This window comes from Acidaminococcus sp. AM05-11 (assembly GCF_003472805.1).
Taxonomy (GTDB): Bacteria; Bacillota; Negativicutes; order Acidaminococcales; family Acidaminococcaceae; genus Acidaminococcus; species Acidaminococcus hominis.
Genome location: NZ_QRMX01000004.1, coordinates 75,415 through 99,695, shown reverse-complemented (window position 1 = coordinate 99,695; position 24,281 = coordinate 75,415). Strand labels below are relative to the sequence as shown.

24 protein-coding genes are annotated in these 24,281 nt (G+C 51.4%); 21 read left to right on the top strand and 3 right to left on the bottom strand.

What is annotated here, in order from left to right; all coding sequences use genetic code 11:
- Positions 1 to 249: 249 nt before the first annotated feature.
- The 18 genes from DW089_RS03680 to gltS all read left to right on the top strand — a co-directional run bounded on the left by DW089_RS03680 (position 250) and on the right by gltS (position 17,593).
- Positions 250 to 1,209 (top strand): hydroxyacid dehydrogenase, encoded by a 960-nt coding sequence (locus DW089_RS03680; RefSeq protein ID WP_105326509.1) that lies wholly within the window; start codon positions 250 to 252, stop codon positions 1,207 to 1,209.
- Between the two features lie 47 nt (positions 1,210 to 1,256).
- Positions 1,257 to 1,454: a ferredoxin family protein gene (locus DW089_RS03675; RefSeq protein ID WP_105326508.1), complete on the top strand. Its 198-nt coding sequence runs from the start codon at positions 1,257 to 1,259 to the stop codon at positions 1,452 to 1,454.
- 1 nt (position 1,455) lies between these two features.
- Positions 1,456 to 2,604 carry a 2-oxoacid:acceptor oxidoreductase subunit alpha gene (locus DW089_RS03670; RefSeq protein WP_118286798.1) on the top strand — a complete coding sequence of 383 codons (1,149 nt, stop codon included), beginning with the start codon at positions 1,456 to 1,458 and terminating at the stop codon, positions 2,602 to 2,604.
- Positions 2,604 to 3,419: a thiamine pyrophosphate-dependent enzyme gene (locus DW089_RS03665; RefSeq protein ID WP_105326506.1), complete on the top strand. Its 816-nt coding sequence runs from the start codon at positions 2,604 to 2,606 to the stop codon at positions 3,417 to 3,419. Before DW089_RS03670 ends, DW089_RS03665 begins: the two co-directional genes overlap by 1 nt.
- A 2-nt stretch (positions 3,420 to 3,421) precedes the next feature.
- Positions 3,422 to 3,949: a 2-oxoacid:acceptor oxidoreductase family protein gene (locus DW089_RS03660; RefSeq protein ID WP_199614548.1), complete on the top strand. Its 528-nt coding sequence runs from the start codon at positions 3,422 to 3,424 to the stop codon at positions 3,947 to 3,949.
- Between the two features lie 45 nt (positions 3,950 to 3,994).
- A complete protein-coding gene (gene ilvD / locus DW089_RS03655; protein ID WP_118286797.1) occupies positions 3,995 to 5,689 on the top strand; it encodes a dihydroxy-acid dehydratase in 1,695 nt (564 codons plus the stop codon).
- A 10-nt stretch (positions 5,690 to 5,699) separates the two neighbouring features.
- Entirely contained in the window at positions 5,700 to 6,053 is a 354-nt protein-coding gene (locus DW089_RS03650) for a VOC family protein (RefSeq protein WP_105326503.1), read from the top strand.
- Positions 6,054 to 6,186: 133 nt separating this feature from the next.
- Positions 6,187 to 7,506: an acetyl-CoA hydrolase/transferase family protein gene (locus DW089_RS03645; RefSeq protein ID WP_118286796.1), complete on the top strand. Its 1,320-nt coding sequence runs from the start codon at positions 6,187 to 6,189 to the stop codon at positions 7,504 to 7,506.
- Between the two features lie 29 nt (positions 7,507 to 7,535).
- Entirely contained in the window at positions 7,536 to 9,056 is a 1,521-nt protein-coding gene (gene garD / locus DW089_RS03640; RefSeq protein ID WP_105326501.1) for a galactarate dehydratase, read from the top strand.
- A gap of 105 nt (positions 9,057 to 9,161) precedes the next feature.
- On the top strand, positions 9,162 to 9,566 hold the full coding sequence (locus DW089_RS03635; RefSeq protein WP_105326500.1) for a DUF3842 family protein: 405 nt from the start codon (positions 9,162 to 9,164) through the stop codon (positions 9,564 to 9,566).
- 234 nt (positions 9,567 to 9,800) lie between these two features.
- Complete coding sequence (locus DW089_RS03630) at positions 9,801 to 10,217, top strand: hypothetical protein (protein WP_105326499.1); 417 nt, start codon at positions 9,801 to 9,803, stop codon at positions 10,215 to 10,217.
- Between the two features lie 3 nt (positions 10,218 to 10,220).
- Positions 10,221 to 10,532, top strand: a complete 312-nt coding sequence (locus tag DW089_RS03625) for a hypothetical protein (protein ID WP_105326498.1) — start codon at positions 10,221 to 10,223, stop codon at positions 10,530 to 10,532.
- Positions 10,533 to 10,598: 66 nt separating this feature from the next.
- Positions 10,599 to 11,348, top strand: coding sequence for an ATP-dependent sacrificial sulfur transferase LarE (larE, locus tag DW089_RS03620; protein WP_118286795.1), 750 nt, complete (start codon positions 10,599 to 10,601; stop codon positions 11,346 to 11,348).
- Entirely contained in the window at positions 11,341 to 12,093 is a 753-nt protein-coding gene (gene larB, locus DW089_RS03615) for a nickel pincer cofactor biosynthesis protein LarB (RefSeq protein ID WP_118286794.1), read from the top strand. The genes larE and larB overlap by 8 nt, the downstream gene beginning before the upstream one ends.
- On the top strand, positions 12,090 to 13,409 hold the full coding sequence (gene larC, locus DW089_RS03610; RefSeq protein ID WP_118286793.1) for a nickel pincer cofactor biosynthesis protein LarC: 1,320 nt from the start codon (positions 12,090 to 12,092) through the stop codon (positions 13,407 to 13,409). Before larB ends, larC begins: the two co-directional genes overlap by 4 nt.
- Positions 13,410 to 13,772: 363 nt before the next feature.
- Positions 13,773 to 15,092, top strand: coding sequence for a CitMHS family transporter (locus DW089_RS03605; protein WP_118286792.1), 1,320 nt, complete (start codon positions 13,773 to 13,775; stop codon positions 15,090 to 15,092).
- A gap of 279 nt (positions 15,093 to 15,371) precedes the next feature.
- Positions 15,372 to 16,073, top strand: a complete 702-nt coding sequence (locus DW089_RS03600; RefSeq protein ID WP_199614537.1) for a cyclase family protein — start codon at positions 15,372 to 15,374, stop codon at positions 16,071 to 16,073.
- A 284-nt stretch (positions 16,074 to 16,357) separates the two neighbouring features.
- Positions 16,358 to 17,593, top strand: coding sequence for a sodium/glutamate symporter (gltS, locus tag DW089_RS03595; protein ID WP_105326490.1), 1,236 nt, complete (start codon positions 16,358 to 16,360; stop codon positions 17,591 to 17,593).
- An 82-nt stretch (positions 17,594 to 17,675) separates the two neighbouring features.
- On the opposite strand, the gene DW089_RS03590 is transcribed toward gltS, so the two are convergent.
- Together DW089_RS03590 and DW089_RS03580 are read right to left on the bottom strand one after the other, a co-directional pair.
- Positions 17,676 to 18,704: a M20 family metallo-hydrolase gene (locus DW089_RS03590; RefSeq protein ID WP_231086353.1), complete on the bottom strand. Its 1,029-nt coding sequence runs from the start codon at positions 18,702 to 18,704 to the stop codon at positions 17,676 to 17,678.
- 198 nt (positions 18,705 to 18,902) lie between these two features.
- The gene (locus DW089_RS03580; protein ID WP_118286789.1) at positions 18,903 to 19,679 is read right to left on the bottom strand and encodes an IclR family transcriptional regulator; all 777 of its coding nucleotides are present in this window, start codon (positions 19,677 to 19,679) and stop codon (positions 18,903 to 18,905) included.
- A 186-nt stretch (positions 19,680 to 19,865) separates the two neighbouring features.
- Here DW089_RS03580 and DW089_RS03575 point away from each other — a divergent pair, with 186 nt between their 5' ends.
- Genes DW089_RS03575 through DW089_RS03565 form a run of 3 tightly spaced genes read left to right on the top strand, consistent with a single transcriptional unit; the run spans position 19,866 to position 22,645 of the window.
- Entirely contained in the window at positions 19,866 to 21,101 is a 1,236-nt protein-coding gene (locus DW089_RS03575; RefSeq protein ID WP_234997689.1) for an Nramp family divalent metal transporter, read from the top strand.
- A 60-nt stretch (positions 21,102 to 21,161) separates the two neighbouring features.
- Positions 21,162 to 22,148 carry an agmatinase family protein gene (locus DW089_RS03570; protein ID WP_105326486.1) on the top strand — a complete coding sequence of 329 codons (987 nt, stop codon included), beginning with the start codon at positions 21,162 to 21,164 and terminating at the stop codon, positions 22,146 to 22,148.
- Positions 22,149 to 22,174: 26 nt separating this feature from the next.
- Positions 22,175 to 22,645, top strand: coding sequence for an L-2-amino-thiazoline-4-carboxylic acid hydrolase (locus tag DW089_RS03565; protein WP_118286788.1), 471 nt, complete (start codon positions 22,175 to 22,177; stop codon positions 22,643 to 22,645).
- A gap of 93 nt (positions 22,646 to 22,738) precedes the next feature.
- On the opposite strand, the gene citF is transcribed toward DW089_RS03565, so the two are convergent.
- On the bottom strand, positions 22,739 to 24,277 hold the full coding sequence (citF, locus tag DW089_RS03560) for a citrate lyase subunit alpha (protein WP_118286787.1): 1,539 nt from the start codon (positions 24,275 to 24,277) through the stop codon (positions 22,739 to 22,741).
- Between the last annotated feature and the right edge of the window lie 4 nt (positions 24,278 to 24,281).

Sequence of the window (24,281 nt, the reverse complement as noted above, 5' to 3'; positions counted from 1 at the left end):
TCCTCCTTTTATAATTTCAAATAGATTTCTAGTTAAAAAAATTAAGTCTAATACTAAATATTAACAATTTGAATTATAGTTGCTTTCCTTTTACAATAAAGTCGAGAGATAAAAGAAAGTTAGGAATTTTCTAGTAAAAGAATTTAAAAGCCATGTATTTAAACTAATAAATATAAGAATATGTTTATTAGCAGTGAATAAAAACATTTTTCTTACTTGTTTCTGCAGCTGTTTAGGAGGTGCCTGTGTATGTACAAAATTTTGGTTCCGAAAGCCTTAAAACCAAAAGCTCGAGATTTCCTATTGGAGAAAGGCTATGAACTGGTGGAATTACCCGGCAGCGATGAGGAAACCCTGAAAAAAGCCATAGCCACTGTGGATGCAGTTATTGCCCGCACGGAAAAATATACGCCAGCTGTGATTGGGGCTGCCCAAAATTTGAAAATCATTGCCCGTTATGGCATCGGGTATGACAATATCAACCTGCCGGCCTGTGATGCCAAGGGCGTTACAGTCACTCTGGCCCGGGGCTGCAATACCTATTCAGTGGCAGAACATGCCATTACGCTGGCACTTGCCTGCCTGCGTCAGATTCCCCAGCTGAACAATCAAGTACAGCAAGGAAACTGGAAAAGCCGGGATACGGTAGAAACCCATGAAGCCCGGTACAAAACCTTCGGCAGCATTGGCATTGGACCCATAGGTATGGAAGCTGTGAAAATTGCCCACTTCGGGTTCCAAATGAAGATTCTGGTCTATGACAAGTTTGTAGACCGCAGCAAATTCCCGGATTGGATCGAATTTGTAGATACTTTGGACGAACTGATGGAACAGGCTGATATCGTTTCACCCCATCTGCCGTTAAATCAGGGCACGTTTCATATTCTGAATGCGGAATCCATTTCCCATATGAAGCCAACAGGCATTTTATTAAATGTTTCCAGGGGTGCTATTTGGGATGAAGAAGCTGTTTATGAAGCTTTGAAAAACCATAAGATTGCCGCTGCTGGAACGGATGTATATGAAAAAGAACCGCCAACTTCGGATAATCCGCTGTTTACCTTGCCCAACTTTATCGGGACGCCGCATACGGCTGCGCTCAGTGAAGAAGCAGTAACGGCTGTAGCTATGAATTGCGCTCAGGCTATAGATGATCTGCTGCAAGGCAAAGAACCTTTATATATTATCAACCATCCCCATAAGGGATAACGACATTACTTAACCTGCTGAAATCAGGTCATATTTGGAGGGATACCATGGAAGGGAAATTTGACGTTATCATCACTGATAAGCTTTGCAAACAGTGCGGAATCTGCTCGGCACTGTGCCCCAAACAGGTGTTTGATCAAAAGTACGGGGACTATCCGGTAGTTGCCCGTCCGGAGGACTGCATTGGCTGCAAACTGTGTCAGATGCGCTGTCCTGATTTTGCTATAGAAGTGGAGGTCAAATAGAATGGCTAAAGAAGAAAAGAAATTCATGGAAGGTAACGAAGCAATGACCGCCGGCGCCATTGCTGCCGGAGCCCGCTTTTTCGCAGGCTATCCTATTTCTCCCAGTTCAGAAGTTGCCAAAAGCGCAGCCAAGGAACTGCCCCGCCACGGCGGTATTTATATCCAGATGGAAGATGAACTGAGCTCCATGGCAGCCCTTTTGGGTGCTTCCCTGGCTGGGAAGAAGGCCTTCACCGCTACCAGCGGCCCTGGCTTCTCCCTGATGCAGGAAAACCTGGGCCTGGGCATCATGTCTGAACTGCCCTGTGTGGTATACGATGTGCAGCGTAGCGGCCCGTCCACCGGTGCTGCTACGAAACCGGCCCAGGGCGACCTGATGCAGGCCCGGTACGGAGCCCATGGGGACCACAGCATCATTGCCCTGGCTCCTTCCTCCGTACAGGATTGCTACGACCTGTCCATTACGGCCTTCAACCTGGCCGAAAAATACCGTACCCCGGTAATTTTCCTGGCCGATGAAGTGGTGGGGCACCTGCGGGAAACCCTGACCATCCACCCGGTAAAACCGGAAGAAATCGTAAACCGCAAGGCCCCGGCTCCTGGCACTGCCCAAAAGGACTTCCGGCCGTACAACTATGAAAACGCGGAAGTGGCGCCCATGGTGGCTGTAGGGGACAGAAACCTCCTGATGCGCACCACCGGTTCTACCCATAACGAAAAGGGTGAATTCAACCCCTCCCCGGAAAACATCAACCGGGTAACCCATTACCTGCTGGACAAGATTGAAAAACACGTGGATGACATTACCATTACCCGGAAATTCCAGCTGGAAGATGCTGAGGTAATCCTGATTTCCTTTGGCTGCTCTGTGCGGAGTTCCCTGAACGCCGTACAGCTGCTGCGCAAGCAGGGCATCAAGGCCGGGCTGCTGCAGCTGGTAACCGTATGGCCCATGCCGGAAAAGGAAATCCGGGAAGCCCTGAAACAAGCCAAGACCGTGGTGGTTGCCGAACTGAACATGGGCCAATTGGCCGGTGAAGTCCGGAAGTTCAACGACTATGGCTGCCAGGTAATCCAGGCCAACCGGACGGATGGCGTACTGATTACTCCTCAGCAGATTGTGGATGCTTACAAGGGAGGTACGAAATAATGAAATCGTATAAGGATTATATGCTGTTCAATAAATTGCCCCATACCTGGTGTGCCGGGTGCGGGCACGGTATTGTCCTGCAATCCATTGCCCAGGTCATGGCGGACCTGGACCTGGACAAGCATGATATTGCCCTGGTCAGCGGCATCGGCTGCTTTGGCCGTGTGGACGACTATCTGGACATCAACTGCATGCACGTAACCCATGGCCGTGCCCTGGCAGCCGCTACGGGCGTAGCCCTGGGCAACCCGGACCTGCACGTGCTGTGCACCATGGGCGACGGGGACGGCACCACCATCGGCGGCAACCATCTGATCCATGCAGCCCGGCGTAACATCAACGTAACGGCCATTATCTCCAACAACTACAACTATGGGCAGACCGGCGGCCAGTATTCCGCTACCACCCCTACCCACAGCATTACCCAAACCTCTCCCTACGGCCATGTAGAACAGAATTTCGATATCTGCAAGCTGGCCATTGCGGCAGGTGCATCCTATGTAGGCCGTGCTACTGTCTACAATCCCGTACTGATCCGTAAATTGATCAAGGAAGGGATGCAGGTACAAGGGTTCTCCCTGATTGAGGTCATGTCCGACTGCCCCACCCACTATGGCAAGTTCAACAAGCTGGGCGAAGCTTCCAAGATGATGAAACTGATGAACGACCAGAGCGTCACGGTGGCCCAGGCCGCCAAAATGACGGAAGAAGAACTGGCTGGGAAACTGGTGGTAGGCTGCCTGAAGAATGCGCCCCGGGAAGACTACTATACCAGCTACAAGAAGATTATCGATGCGCAGGAAGTTGAGGGATAAAGATGAAAAAAGAAATCGTATTGTCCGGTGTAGGCGGCCAGGGGGTTGTGTCCGTGGGTGAAGTCATGGGCCAAGCCTCCCTGCATGAAGAAGGCCTGAACGCAACCATGAGTGCTTCCTACGGCTCAGAAGCCCGCGGGACCTTTACCAAGACGGATGTTATCTTAAGCGATGAACTGATTGGCTATCCCAACATTGCGGTGCCCGACATTATCCTGTGCCTGGCCCAAGTAGCCTATGACCGGTATGTGGACAGCTTTACAGATGATACCCTGGTGTTCTACGATTCTGACGAAGTAAAACCCAAGGCAGGTGCCAAAGGCACAGCGCTGGGTTATCCTTTCCGCCAGCTGGCTGTAGAACTGGGGAGCATCCAAAGTGCCAACTTTATTGCCTTGGGTGCCATGATGAAGAAGACCGGGCTGCTGAAGCCGGAAAGCGTCAAGCAGGGCATCATTGCCCGTTTTGGCGGGAAACAGAAGGTTATTGACAGCAACCAAAAGGCTTTCGAAAAAGGCCTGGAACTTTAGGAGCATCGATAAATTTAAATGATATGAATGGAAGAAGGTGTCTCCATGAGTGATAAAAATGATATGATTTATAAACACAACCGCAGCGGCATTCTGGTCAACGGAGTGGACCGCAGCGGCAACCGGGCCCTACTATATAGCATGGGCCTGGAAGAAGAAGACTTCCACAAGCCTATGATTGGTATTGCCAACTCCTTTAGCGAACTGGTCCCCGGTCATATTCATCTGCGGGAAATCGCCCGGGAAGTCAGCGATGGTATCTTGGCGGCAGGCGGCCTGCCCCGGGAATTTGACACCATTGCCTTGTGCGATGGCCTGTGCCAAGGTCACTGTGGGATGCGGTATTCTCTGCCCAGCCGGGAAGTGATTGCTGATTCGGTGGAAGCAGTGGTGGAAGGCAACCAGCTGGACGGGGTTGTGCTGATTGCTTCCTGTGATAAAATTGTCCCCGGCATGCTGATGGCTGCTGCGCGGCTGGATATTCCGGCCATTGTGGTAACTGGCGGCCCTATGCTGGCAGGCAAGGGCTGCGGCAAGGACAATATCTGCCTGAGCAATCTGCGGGAATTCGTAGGCCAGTATCAGGTGGGAAAAATGTCTTTTGAAGAGTTGCAGAAAATGGAAATGGCTTCCCTGCCAACGGTGGGTTCCTGCTCCATGTTTGGTACGGCCAATACTATGTCTGCGTTGGCAGAAGTATTGGGTTTGACCTTGCCTAGAATGGGAACAGCTCCAGCCGTATCTTCCGAAAAGAAACGGCTGGCACGGGCCAGTGGCAGACGCATTGTGGAAGAAGTCCGGGAAAATCTGAACTCCCGAAAGATACTGACCAAACAGGCGCTGCTGAATGGGGTTAAAGCCGTTATGGCCCTGGGGGCTTCTACCAACTCGGTACTGCATTTGATGGCCATCGCCCATGAAGCCAAGGTGGATTTGGATCTGAAGGATTTTGACCGGATCAGCCGGGATGTGCCTTATCTGTGCAATCTGCGTCCTTCTGGCGCATATGCGGTGGATGTGCTCCATGATGCTGGTGGTATTCCTGCAGTACTGAAGGCCATCCAAGATAAGATTGATGATTCCCAACTGACGGTAACCGGGCATACCATTAAAGAAATTTTGGAAGCCCAGCCGTTGGTGGAAAATGATGTAATTTTCCCCAGAAGCAAACCCAAAAACAAGCAGGGCGGTATTGCCATTCTCCATGGTAATCTAGCCCCTGATGGAGCTGTGGTGAAAGCCAGCGGGGTAAAACCCTCCATGCACCAGTTTACTGGGAAGGCACGGGTCTTTGACAGTATGGAAGATTCCATTACAGCGTTGGAAGCTGGAGATATCCATCCTGGTGAAGTTATTGTGCTGCGGTATGAAGGGCCTAAAGGCGGTCCCGGCATGCGGGAAATGTTCCTGGTAACGGCACTTCTGGTAGGCCGGGGTATGGACGAGAGTACAGCCCTCATTACGGACGGGCGCTTTTCTGGCTCCACCCGTGGGCCCTGTATCGGCCATATTTCTCCGGAAGCCGCTGCAGGCGGTCCCATTGGCCTATTGGAAGATGGAGATGTAATTCATATTGATATTCCCAACCGTTCCCTTACGGTAGATGTTTCTGAAGAAGAAATGGAGAAGCGTCGCAAGCACTTTAAACCAGTGGTGAAAGCTACCTCTCCTCTCTTGAAGAAATATTCTGCCTTGGTATCTTCTGCCGATAAAGGTGCAATCCTGGAAGTGAAGGACTAAGGAGGTTCACATGGAGGGAAAAGTAAGTTATCGGTTAAAACATGTGGGAATCAATTGCGCCGATGAAGCTGAGGCCAAAAGTCTGGTTTCCCTATTATGCAGTTTGTTTAATATGGAGCCGGGGGCTGAAAATGATTCCCATATTTTTGTAGGCTCAGCTTTTGAAGTGATGAAAAATCCCCGGCGGGGCACCCATGGTCATATCGCCCTGCAAACGGAAAATGTGGAAGCTGCTATGGCAGACTTGGCCAAGAAAGGTATTACCTTTCAGGAAGACACCATCCGTCGCAATGAGAATGGAAAAATCAAGTTTATTTATTTGCAAGGTGAGTGGGGAGGCTTCTCTTTCCACTTGACCGAATAACAAAATCGTTCATTACATAAATACTCCTTAAGATAGAATGATCCCTCTTAAACATGCTGAATCCCTTGATGAGAGGGATTCAGTATGTTTTCTTTTAGAGAAGGGAAAGAACAACAAGGAAAAGAGGCCGTATATGCTTACAACCTATCAAAATAAGCTGAAAACACCGGAAGAAGCGGCAAAAGTAATCCAAAGTGGGGATTGGGTGGATTTTGGCTTCGGCAGCGGCTTTGCCGAGCTCATGGACCAGGCCCTGGCGGACCGCCGGGATGAGCTGACGGACGTAAAAATCCGGGGCGGACTGGTGTACCAGCCCATTATCCATACCGTGGACTGTGACCCGGAAATGAAGCATTTCCAGTACTACAGCTGGCATTTGGGAGCCTACGAACGGAAGCTGTTCACCCAGGGGCGGCTGCACTTTGTGCCCATGATTCTGCGGCTGCTGCCGGAAATGTACCGGGACTACCTGCAAGTGGACGTGGCCATTGTGCCGGTTTCTAGGCCCGACGCCAATGGGTACTGCGGCCTGGGGCTTGCCAGCTACTGCTGGAAAACCATTATCCAAAAAGCTCGGACCGTTATCTTTGAAATCAACGAAAAGCTGCCCACCCTCCAGGGCGTGGACGGTTCCCACCGGGTATCTATTGAGGATGCTGATTACCTGGTGGAAGGGGAACACGGCCCGTTAATCACCTCCGGCTACCGGCAGCCTTCTGCAGCCGATATCCAGATTGCCCAAAATGTAGTGGCTGAGATTCCGAATGGTGCTACCCTGAGTTTGGGGGTAGGGACCATTCCCTTTACCATTGCTCAGCTCTTGGCCAAAAGCGACCGGGAAAACCTGGGCTGCCATACTGGCACCATCAGTGACGCTTTCCTGGCTCTCTATAAGGCCGGCAAGCTCACCAACGCCAAAAAGGAAGTTCGTACCGGCCTGTCCACCTGGAACCTGGCCAGCGGCAGCCAGGAGCTGTATAATTGGCTTCAGGAAAAACCCGAACTGTTCTACCCGGCAGAAGTGGACTACGTCCATAATCCCCGGGTGATGGAAAACATTTCCAATTATATCAGCATCAACGGCGGCGTGCAGCTGGACCTGATGGGTCAGGAAAATGCTGAATCCGTGGGCACCCGGCAGCTTTCCGGCACCGGCGGCCAGCTGGACTTTTTGGAAGGCGCCTTCCTGTCCCGGGGCGGCGCAGGCTACATCTGCATCGAGTCCTCCCGGGTGGATAAACAGGGCGTCCGCCATTCCAACATCTTGCCTACCATCCCCGCAGGCAGCACCATTTCCGCTCCCAGAGCCCTGGTTCAGAACGTGGCTACCGAGTATGGCGTGGCCCATTTGACCGGTCTGTCCCTGAAAGAACGCGCCCAGGCCATGATTGCCGTAACCCATCCCGATTGCCGGGCAGAGCTCCAGGCTTATGCGGACAAGACGTTTCGCTAAAGCGTATGAAATGAAAGGAAGAAAATAGCATGAGTGCTCCTTTAATTATTAAAGTAACGGATAAGGATAATGTAGGCATTGCTGTGCATGATTTATCCGCGGGTACAGAAGTCGTTCCCGGAGTGATTTCCCGGGAACCCATTCCTCAGTCTCATAAGATTGCTTTGGTGGATATTCCCAAGGGGGAGCCTGTTATCCGCTATGGTGTGGTGCTGGGCTATGCCAACAAAGATATTCCAGTGGGCAGTTGGATTAATGAACATATGCTGGAACTCCCGGAAAGCCCAGGCCTGGAACATATGCCCTATGCCACTCATATTGTGGCTAAGGAGCAGTTGCCGGATCCGCCCCGTACTACTTGGCTGGGGTACCGCAATGCAGTTGGTCCTGCGGGTACCCGTAATCTGCTGGGGATTGTCACCACAGTGCAATGCGCAGCGGGTGTGGTAAATGCGGCTGTGCAGAGAATTAAACAGGAACTGCTGCCTTTGTATCCCAATGTGGAAGATGTGGTGGCGGTAAATCATCCTTACGGCTGTGGGGTAGCTATTAATGCGCCTTTGGCGGTGTTGCCCATTCGTGCTGTCCGTAATCTGATTCGCCATCCGAATTTTGGCGGGGAAATCATGCTAGTAGGGCTGGGCTGTGAAAAGCTGACCTATGACCGGCTGCTGGAACCGGAAGAAATCAATGGGGACAATTGTTTGACCCTTCAGGATTATCCTGGGCACGAGGCTATGATGAATGCTATTTTGGCCATGGCCCAGAAAAAACTGGAACGACTGAACCAAAGAAAGCGGGAAGTACTGCCCCTAAGTGAATTGGTTATTGGCCTGCAATGCGGGGGCAGCGATGCGTTTTCTGGCTTAACTGCTAATCCCAGCGTTGGCTATGCGGCAGATTTGCTGGTCAAAGGCGGCGGAACGGCCATGTTCAGCGAAGTAACGGAAGTGCGGGATGGAGTGCATATGCTGGCAGCCCGCTGCGTGAATGCACAGGTGCGGGACAAACTGGCCGCAGAAATGAAATGGTATGATAATTATCTGGCCCAGGGAGGCGTGGACCGGGACGCCAATCCTACCCCAGGCAACAAAAAAGGCGGTTTGGCCAATATCGTCGAAAAGGCCATGGGGTCTATTGCCAAAAGCGGCAGCAGCCCCATTGTGGAAGTGCTTTCACCGGCGGAAAAACCTACAAAACATGGGTTGATCTATGCGGCAACACCTGCGTCTGATTTTGTCTGTGGTCCCTGTCAACTAGCTTCCGGTATTGGTTTGCAGGTTTTTACGACGGGACGGGGAACACCTTATGGCCTTTCGGTGGCTCCTGTCATTAAAGTGTGCAGCCGGAATGAAATGAAGGATAAATGGTTTGATTTGATTGATATTTCTGCAGGCGGTGTGGCTACTGGTGAAAAGACCATTCCGGAAGTGGGAACCGAAATCTTTAACTTCATTTTGGACGTGGCCAGCGGCGTTAAACAGCCCTATAGCGATATTTATGGCTTTCACAACGACCTGTGTATCTTTAACCCGGCGCCTATTACCTGATTCGGAGTTTGGGGATTTGCCGCTCCTCGTTGTCTCCGCTCTCTTGTACAGGTATAATAGGACTAGCAAGTTTTTATACGATTTTAGCAGCCAGGAGGGATTGGCGTGAAGATACTGGTGATTGATGCCCAAGGGGGCGGGATTGGCCGGCAGCTGGTGAATGCGCTCAAGCGGGAGCTGCCAGAAGTAGAGGTAACGGCGGTGGGCACCAACAGTGCGGCCACTGGGGCTATGCTGAAGGCGGGAGCGGATATTGCGGCCACCGGGGAGAATGCGGTGGTGGTGGGCTGCCGGAAGGCGGACGTGATTGCGGGTCCCTTGGGGATTGTGATCGCGGATTCGCTCTACGGGGAGATTACGCCTGTTATGGCTCGGGCGGTAGGACAAAGTCAGGCGGTGCGGGTGCTGATTCCTTTCAACCACTGCGACAATGTGATTGTAGGGGTGACGGACTTTTCTCCTGCCCATCTGATTCAAAGTGCCGTAGAGCAGATTAAAGCCTTGCAGTAGTATAACCAAAAGTTGACGAATACCAAGGCTTGCGGTATAATTTTTATGTATTCTCCAGCAGGAAGCTGGGGTTGGGACGCAGAAGCGTCCTGCTGTGCAGCAGTTGGAATTTCCATGATTTGTATGCTAAGAAGGCATGCGGCTTTTCAGACGAGAAGCTGTATGCCTTTTTCTGCCTTTGGGGGCGGTGCTCCCAGGCGGCCAAGCAGATTTTTAGTTAGGGGAGGCTTTAATATGGCATGTTTTATTGTTCCGATGACGGAAGCTGTGGTAACCACGGCGCTGACGCATTTGGCAAAAAGAAAAGAAGAAACCCAGGAGGCAGTAAAGGTGGTTACTGACGGGCAGCATTTTGCGGCTGCGGAAATGGTGCCCTTTTCCAAGAAACTGGGCTGGCTGAATAAAATGCTCTGGGGCGGCTCTGCCCTGCTGGCTTTTGAACATGTCTGGCACGGGGAAGTGGTGCCCTGGTTCCCGTTCCTGACGGCGGCCAGTGATCCGGCCAGCACAGCGGAAATGCTGAAGGAAATGGCGACGGTAGGGGTTACCATGGCGGCTCTCATTACTTTGGTCTGGTGCGGTATGCTGCTGGTCAGCCACGTGCTGGAACGCCGGGCTCCCAAGGCGGAGCTGGTAACGGTCAAGGAGTAAGCTATGACGCTGCTGCTTACGGTGTTTGCGGCTATTATCAGCACGGTGGTCTGGTACCGGCAGGCACCTCAGGATGACATGCAGGTGAGCACCCTGTGCTGGCTGTACTGGGGCGCTTCCATCATGTGGCTGGGGGACGCTATTTTTGGGTATCTGGAGGAAGGTGCAGGGTATTTTACCCCGGCACCGGAGGCCATGCTTAACGACAGCTTTTTGGGGCTGTCGGTGGTGGCCCTGGGCCTGGTCATCTGGCTGGTGCGGCTCTTGGTGAAAGACCCCAAGGGCGTAGTTCGGGCGTCACTTTTGAAAAAATAAATCTTGTGGGGCGGCTGTGCCAAAGGCATGGCTGCCCGCTTTGCTATCTATCTTATGAGGTGAAACATGGAACTGGCTGAATTTTTTAAGGACCATCCCAAGGTGGCCCTGGCGTTTTCCGGCGGGGTGGATTCTTCCTATCTGCTGTACGCGGCCCTGCAAAATGGGGCAGATGTCCATGCCTATTACGTAAAATCCGCTTTCCAGCCCCAGTTTGAGCTAGAAGATGCGCAAAAACTAGCGAAACAGGTGGGAGCCAAGCTGACCATTATGCAGGCGAATGTGCTGGCAAATGAAACGGTCGTGGCCAATCCGAAAAACCGCTGCTACTATTGCAAGCAGGTCATCTTTACGGGCATTGGCAAACAGGCGGCCCAGGACGGGTACACCACGCTGTTGGACGGCACCAATGCCTCCGACGATGCGGCGGACCGGCCGGGGATGAAGGCTTTGCAGGAGCTGTCCGTGCTGTCCCCTCTGCGGCTGTGCGGGCTCACCAAGACGGAAATCCGGAAGCGGTCCAAGGCTGCCGGGCTCTTTACCTGGGACAAACCTTCCTACGCCTGCCTGGCCACCCGGATTCCTACTGGGGAGACCATTACGGCGGAAAAGCTGGCCCGGACAGAACAGGCGGAAAACTACCTGTTCTCCCTGGGGTTTACGGACTTTCGGGTGCGGAGTCTGGGGAATACGGCCAAGCTCCAGCTGCCGGCGGACCAGCTGGAAAAATTGTTGGCGCACCGGCTGGCCATTGTGAAGCAGCTGAAGACCCTGTACACGGACGTGCTGCTGGACCTGGAGGCCCGGCATGAGTGACGTACGGAAACTGCTTCAGGAGGTCCGGGACGGCCGGGTTTCTGTGGCAGAGGCGGAACTAAAACTAAAGGAAGCACCCTTTGCAGATATTGGCTTTGCCAAGGTGGATCTTCACCGGAAACTGCGCCAGGGGGCGGCAGAAGTGATTTACGGCGCCGGAAAAACGGCGGAGCAGATGGTGGCCATTGTCCAGGTGCTGCAGCAGCGGAGCGGGGACCCCATCCTGATTACCCGGCTTTCCCCGGAGGCGGCGGAAGCTGTGGGCCGGCAGGTGCAGCTGGACTACCATGCGGACGCCCGGGTGGGCATTATCGGGGAGCTGCCCCAGCCCAGCGGCCTGGGCACCATTGTGGTGGCTACGGGCGGCACCAGCGACATTCCGGTGGCGGAAGAAGCGGCTCTCACGGCGGAGGTGCTGGGCAACCAGGTCACCCGGCTGTACGACGTGGGGGTGGCTGGCCTGCACCGGCTGCTGGCCCATTTGGACGAAATTATGGATGCCAGCGTGATCATTGCCTTGGCAGGCATGGAAGGGGCCCTGGCCAGTGTCATTGGCGGTCTGGCAGACTGTCCGGTGATTGCAGTGCCCACCAGTGTGGGCTACGGCGCGTCCTTCCACGGGCTGTCGGCACTTTTGTCCATGCTGAATTCCTGCGCCAGCGGGGTATCCGTGGTGAATATCGACAACGGCTTTGGGGCTGGGTTTCTGGCCAGCCGCATCAACCATATGGAGGCGAAACGATGAAGACAATCTATATCGACTGCGGCATGGGCGCCGCCGGGGATATGCTGACGGCGGCCCTTTTGGAACTGCTGCCGGATCCGGACAGCTTTATTGAGGAAATGAATAGCCTGGGGATTCCCAAGGTTACGATACAGAAGGAAGCTGCGGCCAAGTGCGGCATCTGCGGCACCCACGTTACCGTCAAGGTGGACGGGGTGGAAGAAGAATCGGAAGACTGGCCCGGTGAGGCGCACCACCACGACCAGGAGCCTGAACACGAGCACCACCATGACCACGACCATGAGCATCATCACGACCATGAGCATGACCACCACCACGAGCACCATCACGGCCATGACCATGACCACGAGCACCATCACGACCATGCTCACACCCATCACCACAGCAGCCTGGCGGACATTGCCCAAATCGTAGGGGCTCTTCAGCTACCGGAAGGGGTGAAACAGGACGTCCTGGCGGTGTACCAGCTGATTGCGGAAGCGGAAAGCCATACCCATGGCATTCCCGTGACCCAGATTCACTTCCACGAAGTGGGAACCCTGGACGCTGTGGCGGATATTACCGCCGTGTGCCTGCTGATGGCCAAGCTGGCTCCGGAACAGGTCATCGTTTCCCCCATTCACGTGGGCAGCGGCCAGGTCCGCTGTGCCCATGGGATTTTGCCCGTGCCGGCTCCGGCTACGGCCTGGATTCTCCGAGACGTGCCCATGTACGGCGGCAGTATCCAGGGAGAACTGTGCACCCCTACGGGGGCCGCCCTCCTGAAGCATTTTGCCACCTGTTTTGGCTCTATGCCTGTGATGAAAACCACTGCCATTGGCTATGGTATGGGGAAGAAGGACTTCCCTGCCGCCAACTGCGTCCGGGTGCTGCTGGGAGAAACGGAAAACGCCGGGGACCAGATTGTGGAACTCCAATGCAACCTGGACGATATGACCGCCGAAGCCCTGGGTTTTGCCCAGGAACAGTTCTTTGCGGCTGGGGCGGTGGAGGTCTACACCACCCCCATCCAAATGAAAAAATCCCGGCCGGGGGTGCTGCTGTCCGTCATGTGCCAGGAAAAAGACAAGGAAAAGCTGGTGCAGCTGCTGTTCCGGCACACTACCACCCTGGGCATTCGGGAAACCACCAGCCGCCGGTATACCCTGGAACGGAGCATTCGCACGGAGCCTACGGAGTTTGGCCCGGTACACGTGAAAACCGCTTCCGGCTATGGCGTCACCCGGGAAAAGGTGGAGTATGAAGACCTGGCCCGGATTGCCAGGGAGCAGAACCTGAGTTTGGCGCAGGTAAGGGAACGGCTGGGGAAAAAGTAAAATTCTAAAATGTAATGGCTTTTGGGCTTTATCCATAAACCCAAAAGCCATTTTTATTATTTTTTGCGGCAAATTTTTAGTAAAAATTGGGGGCCGGAAGGGCCAGAGGGCGCGGGTTCCAGGGATTTGTGGACAAATTGCCGGAAAAGTCCGCATAGGGTAGTATAATAAAGTTCTAGGAAATGATTCCTTCCTGTTTCACTGGATACAAAATTGCAACTAATTTTCCAATAACTCTTTTTTATTGCAGGTATAACTTTATCCGTCTTTGTACTCTTTGACAGAAGGTTCTAAAATTACAGTAACAAAGGTTCGAGCTCTCATAGGTTTTAGTTTGTACTCTGTTCGAAAGGCGGTAAAATCATGTTTCTCGGTATTGTTGGTTTGTTAATGATTTTCTTGATTGTGTACTTGCTGATTTCCGGCAAGGCCAACGCTATGGTTATCTTCGTTGTTGTGCCTATTGTGGCAGCCCTGCTTTGCGGCTTTGCTCCTGAGGCCATCTTCGAGTTCCTGAAAAAGGGCGTTGGCACCACCATGTCCACGGCTGTGCTGTTCCTGTTCTCCATTGTATACTTCGGTATTATGAACGACGTGGGCTTGTTTGATCCTCTGATCAAATTCCTGGTAAAACGGGCTGGCAGCAACATTGTGCTGATCACCGTTGCTACCGGCGTTATCGCTACCGTAGCCCACTTGGACGGCACCACTGCCGGCACCATGCTGATCACCGTTCCCGCTATGCTGCCTCTGTATAAGAAGCTGCATATCCGCCCGGTAGTGCTGGGCTGCATCATCTCCGCAGCCATCAGTATCATGAACCTGGTTCCCTGGGGCGGTCCTACGGCCCGTACGGCTATCGTTACCAACACGGACGTAAACGCACTGTGGCAAGAACTGCTGCCCCTGCAGGGCGTAGGTATTGTGCTGGTTCTGGCTTTTGCCGCCTACCTGGGTATTATGGAAAAGAAACGCGGTGCTGGCCTGAATCCTACCGGCAAAGCTGCTGAACTGTCCGAAGAAATGGATGAAAGCGGCAATGCTGCGGATAGAGCTGCCCTGAAGCGTCCGAAACTGATCTGGTTCAACGCTCTGGTTACCATTGGCGTTATCCTGCTGATGTGCCTGACCAAGATTCCTCTGTACGGCGCTTTCATGATCGGCCTGGCTCTGGTACTGGCTGTGAACTTTAAAGGCGGCCAGGCACAGCTGAAAGCCGTTTCCTCCCATGCTGCTGCAGCCCTGTCCACCCCCATGATCCTGCTGACCACCGGTATCTTCCTGGGTATCCTGAATGGCACTAAAATGCTGACCTCCATTGCCAACATCCTGGTAGCCCTGATGCCCCAGGCAGTAGGCGCTCACCTGCCCATCGTTATCGGCGCACTGTCCGGTCCTATCGGCATGCTGTTGGGCACCGACTCCTTCTTCTTCGGCTTCATGCCGCTGGTTCTCAGCATGGGCGAACGCTTCGCGGCCAGTGCCCATGACATTGCCATGGCTATGCTGATTGGTAAGGACTTCACCATTCTGGTTACCCCCCACAACGCCACCACCTTCCTGCTGATTGGCCTCACCGGCGTATCCATCAAAGAACATTTGAAGTTCTGCACCCCGTACCTGTGGATCCTCAGCTGGATTACCCTGGCCTGTGCAACCGTACTGGGTATTGTTCACATCTAAAAAGAGACGTTTCCTTCAGGCAGAACTGTGAGAGTTCCTATAAGGAAAAATCGAAAATGCGTAGATAGAAAGGGCGATTCGCAAGAATCGCCTTTTTTGTATGTGGGTACATACCATTTATAAAGATGCATCAATAAATATAATTCATCAATTCTTGCAAGAATATACATTGGACAGGAGAAGTCTCACCATGGGATAATAATCAAATAAACCAGAAAAATATGCATAGGAGATGATTGTATGAAAGCATCATGGTTGTTATGCGCAGCAGGGCTATCCTTGGGGACTCTGCTATGCCCGTCCAATGCAGAAATGGCCAAGCTCCAGTATGACAAGGTGGTGGACCTGTCCCATGAAATCGTGGAAAATCAAATGCCGGCTGATCCATCCCTGACCCAGCCTTCCATGAAATTCTTTTCCCGGGTGGGACAAAAAAGCGATTATAATCTGGAAACCATCAGCTATTGCCCCCACACAGGAACCCATATGGATGCCCCGTTTCACATCGACAATACCAAACATGCCATCGAAGGTTGGAAGGCCGATGTTCTCATGGGACCAGCTGTTATCATCAAAACCGGCCATCCCGGTGCCTATGTGATTTCCAAGGAAGACATCATTACCTGGGAAAAGAAAAATGGAAAAATTAAACCAGGCGATGCCGTTCTGTTCCATACCGGCCATGATGCCAATTGGAGCAAAGGCTATGATGCCTATATCAAAAACGGCTATACCACCGTATCTCCGGAAGCCGCTGAATACCTGGTGAGCAAAAAGGTTCGCTTTGTAGGAACGGAAAGCATTTCTCCCGATGGTCCGGCCCCCAATTCCCATAAAGTTCTGCTGAGCCACGAAATTCCAGTATTGGAAAATGTCTGCAATCTGGAGTCCATTAAGGGAACTCGCTGCTATACCGTAGGCACCTTTGCCAATGTGAAGGGCGGCACTGGCGTTTGGGTAAGACTTTTGGCACTGCAATAAGAAAAAATCCATAGCGGAAAAGGACTTGTGTCCCATGCTGAGAGGGGATTCACAAGTCCTTCTTTGTGCAGAAAAGCAGTGTTGGCAGCAATGGGGACTGAAAGTTTGGTTAACGATGAGTTAGGTCAGGTTTGCTATTTTGGAACAAGTATAACTCTAGATTGTTGCTTTTTTAGCAAATACAACTGTGCATTGAAAAAAAACACTGCTTTGACAGCAGTAAATTGACATCCCTGTATAAATGTGACAAAATTGAAAAAAGGACCAGGAAAAGGGGGATGGCTATGTCAATTGAAATGATCAAAAATGTGCTTACCATCAAGACCGATGCAATTTTCACCACCGCGCTGGCGGCAATTATGCTTCTAATCGGGTATTGGGTCAAAAACAACATTGCTGCGCTGCGCAAGTATTGTATTCCCGCACCTGTAGTGGGCGGCTTCCTGTTTATGTTCGTCACGTTTTTTGGGCATCAGACAGGGGCTTTTGCCTTCAAGTTTGACACTTACTACATGAGTCCCTTCATGTTGGCCTTCTTCACCACCGTAGGCTTGGGTGCCAGCCTGACCCTTTTGAAGAAAGGCGGCTTCTTGCTGATCGTCTATTGGCTGGTAGCGGGAATTGTTTCCATTTTCCAGAATATCATCGGAATTGGCTTTAGCAAGCTGGTGGGGATTGAAGCTCCCTATGCACTTCTGGCCAGTGCCATTTCCATGATTGGCGGTCACGGGGCTGCTGGCGCGTATGGCAAGACCTTCGTAGAAATGGGTTATCCTGTAGCTATGGAAGTGGGGATGGCAGCAGCGACCTTTGGGCTGATTTCTGCCGTGCTGGTAGGCGGTCCTTTGGCTAGGGCCCTGATTGAAAAGTACCAATTAAAACCCGACGAATCCGAGAACTTTGATACGGACGTTCTGAACGTCAATGCCGACCAAAAGGAAAAACTGTCCTCTTTGGATATCATCAAAAATGTTACCGCCATTGTGGTGTGTATGGCCATTGGCACAATGATTTCCGGCTGGATCGGCAAGCTGATCAATATGAGCTTCCCCACCTATGTGGGTGCCATGTTCACCGCAGTAATCCTGCGTAACCTGAACGAAAGCTTCCATTTCTACAATTTCAGCTTCTCCCTGGTGGACTCTATTGGGGACGTCATGCTGAACTACTACCTGGCCATTGCCCTGATGACCCTGAAACTGTGGGAACTGGCAGGCCTTCTGGGCGGCGTACTGCTGATTGTGACTGCACAGGTCATCTTCCTGGCCGCAGCCTGCTACTTCATCATCTTCCGGGTGCTGGGCAGCAACTACGATGCAGCCGTTATGTGTGCAGGACTAATGGGGCACGGCTTGGGCGCCACCCCCTCTGCCATTGTGAACATGACCGCCGTAAAGGAAAAATACGGCATGAGCCGGAAAGCTTTTATGATTGTGCCCATTGTTGGCGCCTTTCTGGTAGATATCATCTACCAGCCCCAGACCATCGCCTTTATTAAGTTCTTTGTGCAGGCGAAATAAGAGAAATGTTGGGTGTATGAAAACTAAATAGAAATCCCATTGTTATGAGATATAATTCAATCTCATAACAATGGGATTTTTCTTATTCTGCACTGACGCGACGCAGTACTTTTTCCAGAACCTGAGCGGCTTGGCCAATGTCGTGGGACGGAGTAAATTCCTCCGGGGAATGGCTGATGCCGCCTTTACTAGGAACGAAGAACATGGCTGTAGGCAGTTCGTGGCCTAGAATCATCGCATCATGGCCGGCCCAACTGGGCTGCACTTGGTAGGGAATATTCTGGGCTTGAGCTTCTTCAGCAATGAGATCCTTGAGGCTTGCATCCATTGGCAGAGGCGGAATTTGATCCAACTTGGCAATTTCATAGGCAACACCATATTTTTGAGCTGTATGGTCCAAAAATTCCTGAAACCCAGCCAAAACGGAATCCATCAGAGTATCTGTTTCGCTGCGGATTTCCAGAGAAATCTCAGCTTTGCCAGGAACTACGTTGTTGGCATCAGGTTCTACTTTGATATGGCCTACTGTGGCTACATACTGCCGTTGAGAGGCTAGCGCACTGTTATACACATGGGTGATAAAGGAGGACGCCGCGGCTAAAGCGTCGTGCCGTAAATCCATAGAGGTGGTTCCGGCATGGTTGGCTTTACCTGTAAAAGTAAGGGTGAAATGCCGGATGCCTACAATGGCAGAGACAATACCCAAGGGAAAACCCGCAGTTTCCAAAGCGTTGCCTTGCTCAATATGAAGTTCCAAAAAGCATTTCCCAGGCGGGAAATGGGGTGTGAAGGGATTGCCAGTAAGCCCGGAAGCTTGAAGAAGTTCAGGCAGGTTTTGGCCTTCTCGAGTCATCAAGGCTGTTGGGTCCAGGCCTTTCAGCTTGCCAGTAAGAGCTTGACTGCCAAAGCATACCTTACCAAAACGGGTTCCCTCTTCTTCGGCAAAGGCGATGATGCAAAGCGGCCGAACTGGGCGATAGCCAAGCTGATGCCAATAGTTGGCGATAGCCAGGGGAACGGTAATGCCCAAGGCACCATCATATTTGCCGCCTTGGGGTACGGTGTCTAGGTGTGAACCTGTGTAGACGGGGGGGCAGGTCCTGGGTGCCAGGGACAGTCAGAAATAGGTTTCCGCAGGCATCCTGAACGGCAGTAAGACCAATCTTTTGGGCATAATCCATTAGATACGCTTGCGCCTCCTGAAAGGCTGGAGACCAGGATAGACGGGTAGTGCCTTTTCCTTCTGTGTAGCCAAAGTGAGAAAGGGGGAAGAACAGGTCCTCCCAGATTTTTTCTAAAGAAAGCATTTTTAAACCTCCTTATGCAGGGTCGTATTCCAGATTTCTACAGCCCGCTGGAAATCCTTTAGTAAATCATCTTTGACATTCAGCAAATATTTAACAAAAAAAGTTGAGGACACAGTGAAACTGAGCCGACCGAGTTCATCATATAACGGAATTGCAAGGCTGCCCACATCATAAACAAATTCCTCAATCTCCGTGGCGTAGCCCTTGCGGGCAATGTCCTCCAACTGCCATAACAGTTGATCCTTCGTTTTGATGGTATTAATGGTGTAAGCGTGATAGTCGAAATTGTCCAATATGTTTTTTCGGCCATGAGAAATCTGATTGGCCAGTAATAATTTGCCGGAACTGGTAGCACTGAGCGGCAAATCCGTATATTCAGACATAACAATGTAGTAAGCGGCCTTGGTAGGATAGGCACAGTAGATACTAAATATTTGATTGTGATAAACCATCTGCAAGCTGGTGGAAAAATGATATTTCGTGGCAATTTCATCCAAAAGTGGCTTGAATAATCTAATATAACGATTAATGTCCTCATGAATCATGGATGCTTTAGAAACAAAATAAAAGCCCAACTTGTAATTGCCTGTATCAGCATCGCGCAGGAGCAGCTGATTTTCTACCAAAGTATTCACCAGGCCTCGGGTAGTATTGATGTTGAGTCCCGTCATTTCACTGATGGAAGCTAAGGAAAGACTGGGGGTAATAAGAGAAAAACAATCTAAGATTTTAATGGCACGTTCTACGGATTGGATGGGTTTTTGTAACTTCTTTTCCATAATGGCTCCTTTTGCCTTCTATTTTGATGCTACTAGAGTACCACGAATGAAAATTGTTGACAAATCATTTTCATTCGTGGTATAACTCTACGCATAAACTACAATGCAACATAAAAAACGACAATGTAGTCAAAACAGAGAAAACGACTATGAGTTGCAGGTAGTTAATCGAGGGGAGTAGGAGGCATGACGAACATGCAAACAGAAGCAAAGAAGTACACGCTCAGTGACAAAATGAAATCACTGGGACCTGGGTTCCTTATTGTAGGATCCTTTATTGGACCGGGCACGGTTACCAGTTCTACTAAAGCCGGTGCGGACTACGGCTTAAGCTTGTTCTGGTGCGTAATTTTCTCGGTGATTGCAGTTATGGTCATGCAGGGAATGGCTGCCCGCCTGGGCATTGTAACCCAAATGGGCTTGGCGGAAAATCTAGTGAAAGATTTTGAAGACCGTCCTCTTTTACGAAATCTGCTTTGCGGCTTGGTGGCCGTAGCCATTACCATTGGCGGGTTTGCCTATATGAGCGGTGACTTGACGGGTACTGCCATTGGCATCAGCGCCTTAACCGGCGTTTCCACCCGCATTATTGCTCCCATTTGGGGTCTGTGCATCTTGTTGATTTTGAGCTTTGCTGGTGACGCTGTGAAGTATCTGGAAAAACTTTTGGGCATCTGCGTAGTAATTATGGCTGTGGTGTTCCTGGTAACCATGATTGTGGTGAGACCAGACGTCGGAGATTTGCTGGCTGGCTGCGTGCCTAATATTCCCCAGGGTGGACTGATGACTTGCTTATCCCTGATTGGCACTACAGTAGTCCCCTACAACATGTTCCTTCATGCAGCTTCTGCCAAACGGACTTGGCATTCTACGGATGAACTCCCGCTGTGCCGTTTTGGTACCAACATTCCTATGATCATCGGCGGCATTGTTACCGGTGCCATTATGGTAACTTCTGCTACGGTGATGTACGGCATGCCAGTTCGGAATGCTATGGATATGGCTGTTCAGCTGCGCCCTACCTTGGGAGTTTGGGCTGAACCGTTTATGGCTATTGGCCTGGTGGCCGCCGGCGTTTCATCTGCTGTCTGCACTCCTATGGGTGTATCCTACGTATTGGCTGGTCTATTCAAATGGAAAACTGATCGTTCTGACAAACGTTACACCATCACCAATTTCCTGGTGCTGATTACCGGTATCGTTGTTGCTGGTATGGGTTTTAATCCGATTGCATTAATTATGGCAGCACAAATGGTCAATGGCATAGTCCTGCCAGTTGTGGTAGGCGTTACCATCTATCTGACCTGCCGTCATGGGATTATGGGCCAATTTGTTAACAGCAAGCTGGAAACGGTCTTGGGTGTTGGCATCTTTGGAATTTCCCTGGTGCTAGGTCTGAGCAGTGTGGTCAGCCTGATGTAAGTAAAAACACATTGCATATATTGTGAATGGTGTTCTATTAATAAAAGGAGATGTTCTTAGATGAAAGAAAGCAAACCTTGTATCTACGATCCTGCATTTTTGCCCACCAATATCTATAGCGGCGTTCCGTCCTTTTTGAATCTGTCCGTTCTGGAAAAGAAAGAAGACTTGAAGAAGGTGGATGTGGCAGTCCTGGGTGTGCCTTGGGAAGGCGGCTGCACCATTGGCGGCTATTCCTCCTGCACAGAAGGTCCCAAGTCCATCCGTACAGCTTCTATCCGCTACACTGGTTATCTGCCTGACTTCGATTTGGATTCCTTATCCGTATTGAAGGCTGGAGATTATGGCGATTGTGCTGTACAAAACGGTAACTATGACTTCACCTTCCAACAGATTCGGGAACGGTACGGTGAAATTGTGGATGCAGGGGCTGTTCCCATCTTGTTTGGCGGCGACCATGGTATTGCTTATCCGGCCATCAGTGAATTGGCCAAACGCCATCCCAAACGTGTAGGAGTTCTGCATTTCGATGCCCATTTGGATAACTACAATGCTTTTGGTGACGATGACCTGTCCCGGTGTTCTCCTTTCTACCGTCTGTACAATGATCCTAACATGGATGCCACCAAGATTGTGCATATTGGTATCCGGGGACCCAGAAATCACCAACAAGAACGGGAAAATGCCAAGAAGTTTGGTGCTACCGTAATTCCCTGCTTTGAAGTAAAGAAAAATGGTTGGGAAGCCTCTATCAAGAAAGCCATTGAAATTGCTTCTAAAGATACGGATGTGCTGTATGTTACTATTTGCGCTGACAGCCTGGATGCTGCCTTTATGCCCCAAGGCCCGCAAGATATGGCAGGCCTGACCAGCTTTGAACTTTTGATGATGGTGCATGAAGCTGGCTTGGCAGGTGCTTCTTCCCTGGACTTTGTGGAAATTTATCCGGAAAATGGTACGCTGCAAACCGCTTCTCATGTGGGCTGCTGGGCTGCTCTGTACTTTATGAATGGGCTGGCGGAATACCGTTTGAACCATAAGAAATAAGAAGTACTGTAATAGGGGGAGTATAAATGGCAATGGAAAAAGTGGACAAACCCGTGAATATGTTTGTCCTATTTGCCCGGTTCTTCTCTATCCTGGCTAAAAACCTGGAGAAGAAATACGGTGCAGAAGGTCTGGACTTACTGAAAGAAACCGTCATTGAATGGGGCGTTGCCAGAGGCAAGGATATTGCCCATCGTGCAGCCCAAAGCGGTAAAACCAATGACTTGGAAGCTTATCTGCCCAGTTACGATATGGAACGCAGTGAGCTGTTCGGTGCTGAAACCAAATATACGCCGGATGAAATCCATCAGGATTTTGACCGCTGCGTATTTGCCCAAACCTGGATAGACGCCGGAGAGGAGAAATATGGCCGCATTTACTGCGAGAATATCGATCCGGCCATTGTCAAAGGCTACAATGAGGATATGGAATGCATCCATGACCACATCATGTACAAAGATGGGCATTGCACTTTCTGCTTTAGGAAAAAGAAGTAAGATTGGAAAACGAAGAACGGCTCCAGCTGCACGAGGGTGCGGCTGGAGCCGTTCTTCATTCTATTCTAAATTTTTTCTGGAGGGTAAGTGATTTTAGTCTTCTAGGTTTCTTACTACATCGATAATGCTGCCATCCCGGTATTCTACAACTCCGCAGATTTTGTCTCCCAATTGGAGCGGAGTGGCATGACCGGAGAGTTCCACTGCCTTTTCCCGCAGGGCTTCGATGGAAGTTACTGGCAGGCCCTTGCCTTTCAGGCAGTCGGCAATATCCGGGCGGGCAGGATTCACGGCAATGCCGTAATCGGTTACCAGCACGTCCACGGATTCGCCGGGGGTAACAATGGTGGTTACCCGGTCCAGGAGCATGGGCAGGCGTCCCCGGAGCAGGGGCATGGTGATCAGGGTCATTTTGGCACCGGCCGCAGAATCAGGATGGCCGCCGGGAGCCCCCAGCAGTTTGCCATAGGAATCGGTCAGCACGTTTACGTTGAAGTTCACGTCCATTTCTGTGGCGCTGAGCACGGTGAAATCCAGCATATTTACGTAGGGGCAGGCACTGAAGGGGTTGGCATAGGCCGAAGCAGAAATTTCGTGGTGCCGGATATCCGTCCGCAGGGAGGTAATGGCATCGGGGTCAAAATCTTGGGGATCATAGAAGGTCTTGATCAGACCTTCCTTCAGCATTTGTACGTGGAAGCCAGAAACTCCGCCTACACCGGCCGCGGCTGTATAGCCCTTTTCCAGCATTTCCTTGCGGATATAACCGGCCGTGGAGATGGCGATACCGCCGCTGCCAAACTGGAATACCATGTTGTCATGGAAATAGGGGGTGGCAGCAATAACCCGGGCCGCATAGTTGGAAATCACTAGTTCGGCAGGGTTCTTGCTGACCCGAATGGACCCGGTGGTAATACCGGCAGGGTCACCAATGGATGCTACAGTAGTCACGTAGTCCACCTGGGTTTGGAGAATGCTGACGTAATCCAACGGCAGGTCGGACAAGTTATCGGTGACGGCAACTACATGGTCCGCATATTCTGCATCCGGCATGGCATAACCCAGGGAACCGCAGGCAGAAGCACCTTCAACCCCGTTGATATTGCCGTAGGTATCGCAGGCCGGAGCTGCAATAAAAGCTGCATCAATGTGCAGTTCGCCAGTTTCAATGGCCCGGGCACGGCCGCCATGGGTTCTGAAGATGGCGGGCTTTTTCAGCTTGCCCTGCTGGATGAACTGGCCCAGTTTGCTGCGGGCACCGCTGGTGTCTACGGCCGTAATGACGCCGGCTTCAAAGTAGGGCAGCAGGCAGTCCTGGACTTTGCTTAAAGACGAGGCGGACAAGGTCAAATCTTTGATGCCTTTTTTGGCAATGGCGTCAACAATGTAGAGCATTACTGCATCCCCATTGCGCAGGCAATGGTGGAAGGAAATGGTCATGCCATCTTTCAGCTCAATGGCGTCCAGAATATAGCCCAGGTCATGCACCTTGGTTTGGCCGGGACGGAAGGTCTTTAATGGCCGTGGGGCCAACTTTTGTGTCTTAGGCTGGCAGGCATAGGCGCCGGCAAAGGCCTCCTTATTCTCCCAACCGGGTACAGCACGAATGATTTCCATAGCTTTTTCGTTCATGGGT

Bases quoted from the DNA above. Each gene is read 5' to 3' on its own strand.
- DW089_RS03680 (WP_105326509.1), top strand. From the start codon at position 250: ATGTACAAAATTTTGGTTCCGAAAGCCTTAAAACCAAAAGCTCGAGAT.
- DW089_RS03675 (WP_105326508.1), top strand. From the start codon at position 1,257: ATGGAAGGGAAATTTGACGTTATCATCACTGATAAGCTTTGCAAACAG.
- DW089_RS03670 (WP_118286798.1), top strand. From the start codon at position 1,456: ATGGCTAAAGAAGAAAAGAAATTCATGGAAGGTAACGAAGCAATGACC.
- DW089_RS03665 (WP_105326506.1), top strand. From the start codon at position 2,604: ATGAAATCGTATAAGGATTATATGCTGTTCAATAAATTGCCCCATACC.
- DW089_RS03660 (WP_199614548.1), top strand. From the start codon at position 3,422: ATGAAAAAAGAAATCGTATTGTCCGGTGTAGGCGGCCAGGGGGTTGTG.
- ilvD (WP_118286797.1), top strand. From the start codon at position 3,995: ATGAGTGATAAAAATGATATGATTTATAAACACAACCGCAGCGGCATT.
- DW089_RS03650 (WP_105326503.1), top strand. From the start codon at position 5,700: ATGGAGGGAAAAGTAAGTTATCGGTTAAAACATGTGGGAATCAATTGC.
- DW089_RS03645 (WP_118286796.1), top strand. From the start codon at position 6,187: ATGCTTACAACCTATCAAAATAAGCTGAAAACACCGGAAGAAGCGGCA.
- garD (WP_105326501.1), top strand. From the start codon at position 7,536: ATGAGTGCTCCTTTAATTATTAAAGTAACGGATAAGGATAATGTAGGC.
- DW089_RS03630 (WP_105326499.1), top strand. From the start codon at position 9,801: ATGGCATGTTTTATTGTTCCGATGACGGAAGCTGTGGTAACCACGGCG.
- DW089_RS03625 (WP_105326498.1), top strand. From the start codon at position 10,221: ATGACGCTGCTGCTTACGGTGTTTGCGGCTATTATCAGCACGGTGGTC.
- larE (WP_118286795.1), top strand. From the start codon at position 10,599: ATGGAACTGGCTGAATTTTTTAAGGACCATCCCAAGGTGGCCCTGGCG.
- larB (WP_118286794.1), top strand. From the start codon at position 11,341: ATGAGTGACGTACGGAAACTGCTTCAGGAGGTCCGGGACGGCCGGGTT.
- larC (WP_118286793.1), top strand. From the start codon at position 12,090: ATGAAGACAATCTATATCGACTGCGGCATGGGCGCCGCCGGGGATATG.
- DW089_RS03605 (WP_118286792.1), top strand. From the start codon at position 13,773: ATGTTTCTCGGTATTGTTGGTTTGTTAATGATTTTCTTGATTGTGTAC.
- gltS (WP_105326490.1), top strand. From the start codon at position 16,358: ATGTCAATTGAAATGATCAAAAATGTGCTTACCATCAAGACCGATGCA.
- DW089_RS03580 (WP_118286789.1), bottom strand. From the start codon at position 19,679: ATGGAAAAGAAGTTACAAAAACCCATCCAATCCGTAGAACGTGCCATT.
- DW089_RS03575 (WP_234997689.1), top strand. From the start codon at position 19,866: ATGACGAACATGCAAACAGAAGCAAAGAAGTACACGCTCAGTGACAAA.
- DW089_RS03570 (WP_105326486.1), top strand. From the start codon at position 21,162: ATGAAAGAAAGCAAACCTTGTATCTACGATCCTGCATTTTTGCCCACC.
- DW089_RS03565 (WP_118286788.1), top strand. From the start codon at position 22,175: ATGGCAATGGAAAAAGTGGACAAACCCGTGAATATGTTTGTCCTATTT.
- citF (WP_118286787.1), bottom strand. From the start codon at position 24,277: ATGAACGAAAAAGCTATGGAAATCATTCGTGCTGTACCCGGTTGGGAG.